This is a genomic window from Mycobacterium sp. (assembly GCF_050701675.1).
Lineage (GTDB): Bacteria > Actinomycetota > Actinomycetes > Mycobacteriales > Mycobacteriaceae > Mycobacterium.
On sequence record NZ_JBOGDD010001248.1, the window covers coordinates 1 to 3,839 of the forward strand.

General features: G+C 66.4%; 2 protein-coding genes and 1 pseudogene. All 3 read left to right on the forward strand.

What is annotated here, in order from left to right; all coding sequences use genetic code 11:
* A partial coding sequence (locus ACRDUX_RS38700; protein ID WP_526422485.1) for a zinc ribbon domain-containing protein occupies positions 1 to 288 on the forward strand: 288 nt, incomplete at its 5' end.
* Positions 289 to 395: 107 nt separating this feature from the next.
* Positions 396 to 2,069, forward strand: coding sequence for an energy-dependent translational throttle protein EttA (ettA, locus tag ACRDUX_RS38705; RefSeq protein WP_526422487.1), 1,674 nt, complete (start codon positions 396 to 398; stop codon positions 2,067 to 2,069).
* A gap of 93 nt (positions 2,070 to 2,162) precedes the next feature.
* Positions 2,163 to 3,839, forward strand: a pseudogene (locus ACRDUX_RS38710) (NAD-glutamate dehydrogenase); the annotation flags it as partial.

Consider the following 3,839-nt stretch of genomic DNA (forward strand, 5'->3'; position numbering starts at 1 on the left):
AGTAAGCGCTGTTCGGTATGCGGGGCCGTTAGCAGCGATCTGAAGCTCGCTGACCGGGTATTTACCTGCAGTTGCGGCCACCGCGCCGACCGTGACCTCAACGCTGCAGTCAACCTGGCACACTGGGCGCAGAACAATCACGCTTCCACGGATCCCCGGACCCCCAAGCATGGAGGCCGGGCCACCAATGCCCGCCGACGGGACGGCACTGACCAGCACCCTACGTGTGCAGGTGAAACCAGCCCGACAGACGCGGGAACTGAAGCTCGAGCCGCACCCGCGGTCTGAGCCGACGACGCCCGAGAAGGGCGGTGCTCGCAACGAAGCTCGTTGTGCGCACGCTTTACGATGGTCTGCGAGCAATACCCGCAGACCGGAAAGGCAATACCCAAAGCATGGCTGAGTTCATCTACACGATGAAGAAGGTCCGCAAGGCGCACGGTGACAAGGTCATCCTGGACGACGTCACGCTGAACTTTCTCCCAGGAGCCAAGATCGGCGTCGTCGGCCCCAACGGTGCCGGTAAGTCGAGCGTCCTGAAGATCATGGCCGGCTTGGACAAGGCGAACAACGGAGAGGCCTTCCTCGCCACTGGCGCCTCGGTCGGCATCCTGATGCAGGAGCCGCAGCTGGACGAGGAGAAGACGGTCCGCGAGAACGTCGAGGAGGGCGTTCCGGTCAAGGCCAAGCTCAATCGGTACAACGAGGTGGCCGAGTTGATGGCCACCGACTACACCGACGAGCTGATGGAGGAGATGGGCCAACTCCAGGAGGAGCTGGACGCGGCCGACGCCTGGGATCTCGACTCCAAACTCGAGCAGGCGATGGACGCCCTGCGCTGCCCACCTGCCGACGAACCGGTGACGCACCTGTCGGGTGGTGAGAAGCGCCGCGTCGCATTGTGCAAGCTCCTGCTGTCCGAGCCCGACCTACTCCTGCTCGACGAGCCCACCAACCACCTGGACGCCGAAAGCGTGCTGTGGCTGGAGCGGCATCTGGCCGCCTATGCGGGTGCGATCCTCGCCGTCACTCACGACAGGTACTTCCTCGACAACGTCGCCGAGTGGATCCTCGAACTCGACCGGGGCCGCGCCTACCCGTACGAGGGCAACTACTCCACCTATCTGGAGAAGAAGGCCGAGCGGCTCACCCTGCAGGGCCGCAAGGACCAGAAGCTGCAAAAGCGGCTGACGGAGGAGCTGGCTTGGGTCCGCTCCGGCGCCAAGGCCCGGCAGGCCAAGAACAAGGCTCGCCTCGGGCGGTACGAGGAGATGGTGGCCGAGGCGGAGAAGACCCGCAAGCTCGACTTCGAGGAGATCCAGATTCCGATCGGCCCGCGACTGGGCAACCAGGTCGTGGACGTCGCCAACCTCGACAAGGGCTTCGACGGCCGCATCCTGATCAAGGATCTGTCGTTCACGCTGCCACGCAACGGCATCGTCGGCGTCATCGGCCCCAACGGTGTCGGAAAGACCACGTTGTTCAAGACGATCGTCGGCCTCGAGGAGCCCGACAGCGGCATCGTCAAGGTCGGCGAGACCGTGAAATTGAGCTACGTCGATCAGAACCGCGGTGGCATCGACCCGAAGAAGAACGTCTGGGAGGTGGTCTCCGACGGGCTCGACTACATCGAGGTCGGCCAGAACGAGGTGCCGTCGCGCGCGTACGTCTCGGCGTTCGGTTTCAAGGGCCCGGATCAGCAGAAGCCGGCCGGGGTGTTGTCCGGCGGCGAGCGCAACCGGCTGAACCTCGCGCTCACCCTCAAGGAGGGCGGCAACCTGATCCTGCTCGACGAGCCCACCAACGACCTCGACGTGGAAACGCTGAGCTCACTCGAGAACGCCCTGCAGCTGTTCCCGGGCTGTGCGGTGGTCATCTCGCACGACCGGTGGTTCCTCGATCGCACCTGCACTCACATCCTGGCGTGGGAGGGCGACGACGACAACGACGCCAAGTGGTTCTGGTTCGAAGGCAACTTCGGCGGCTACGAGGAGAACAAGCTGGAACGGCTCGGCGCGGATGCGGCCCGTCCGCATCGCGTCACGCACCGCCGGTTGACCCGCGACTGATCCGGCGAGGTGGCGGCGCGGGGTCCAGGGGGACAACTAGTGTCACATCCGCGTGCCAGCGTCGGCACGCGCGCGTGAGGCAGGAGGATCGGTATGACGACGGTGAGTCCTGGAGTCCCAGGCCAGCAGCGCGGCGACGGTCAAGCTGAGACCACCGTCGTCGACACCGGGCAGACGAGCGAGCTGGCGAAGGCGTACCTCGCGACGCAACAGGGTCCGCACGATGACGCGGCTGCCGCTGATTCGTCGGCGACGACGCCTGCGGACATCGCCGAGGGTTTGGTGTCACCTGCCCTGCTCGCCGCTCATGCGCGGGTCGCCGCGCAGCGGTCCACCGGTGATACCAAGGTCGCCGCCTACGCCGCCGACGATCCCAGTGGCGTCGGTCCGGCGATCCAGATCGTCACCGACCAGAGCCCCATGCTGATGGACACCGTCACGGTGCTCCTACACCGGCTCGGCGTCGCGTACTCCGTGATCATGAACCCGGTGTTTCGCGCCCGTCGGAACCCCGCCGGGGAGCTGCTGGACGTACACCCCGCGGCCGATCCCGGTGCGCCGACGGACGGCGTCGACGAGACGTGGATCCACGTTCAGCTTTCGCCTTCCGCGGACGCCAAGGCTGTCGCCGAGGCGGTGACGCTGCTACCCAACGTCCTCGGTGACGCGCGGCAGGTCGCGCTGGACTCGGCTGCGCTCAACGCCGCGCTGGTCGGCCTCGCAGGCACGCTGGACTCCGACCGGGCGGGGCACTTTCCGTCCTACGACCGTCGGGACGTCGCGGCATTGCTCCGCTGGCTCGCCGATGATCACTTCGTCCTGCTCGGCTACCAACGATGCTCGGTGAGCGACGGCCGGGCCACGGTCGACCCACCCAGCAGGCTGGGGGTGCTGCGGTTGCGCACCGACGTCCTGCCCCAGCTCACCGGTGAGGACGATCTGCTGGTGTTGGCACAGGCGACGTCGCCGAGCTACCTGCGGTACGGCGCGCACCCGCACATCGTCGTCGTCCGCGAAAGGCCGCCCGGTGGGGCCGCCATCGAGCACCGGTTCGTCGGGTTGTTCACCGTCGCCGCCTCGAATGCAAACGTGATGGAGATCCCGCTCATCTCGCGGCGCGTCACCGAGGCGCTCGCTCTGTCACATGGGGACAACAGCCATCCCGGGCAGCTGACCCTGGACATCATCCAGACGATTCCACGGTCCGAGCTCTTCTCGCTCACCGCGCGACAACTCCTGGACATGGCCAATGCCGTCGTGGACCTCGGGTCGCGACGGCGTACGTTGCTGTTCCTGCGCACCGATCAGCTCTCACACTTCGTGTCCTGCCTGGTGTACCTGCCGCGCGACCGGTACACCACCGCGGTCCGACTCGCGATGCAGGACCTCCTGGTTCGCGAACTGGGCGGCGAGAGCATCGAATACACGGCACGCGTGAGCGAGTCACCATGGGCGGTGGTGCACTTCACGGTGCGCCTGCCGGACGGCGTGTCGCCCGCCGACGTGGATACGTCACTGGAGACCGAGACCAGGATCCAGAATCTGCTGACGGAGGCCGCGCGCACCTGGGGAGACCGGCTGATGGGGTCCGTCCGGACCGGCGCGATCACCCCGGCCGCCGCCGAGCACTATTCGGTCGCCTTCCCAGAGGTCTACCGTCAGGCGTTCACGCCGCACGACGCAATCGGCGACATCGCGATCATCGAACAGTTGCAAGACAACTCGGTCAAGCTGGTGTTTGCCGACGGTGGGGAGGCGCAACCCGCCAAC

Excerpts from the sequence above, each read along its gene's own strand:
- ettA (WP_526422487.1), top strand. The coding sequence starts at position 396 with ATGGCTGAGTTCATCTACACGATGAAGAAGGTCCGCAAGGCGCACGGT.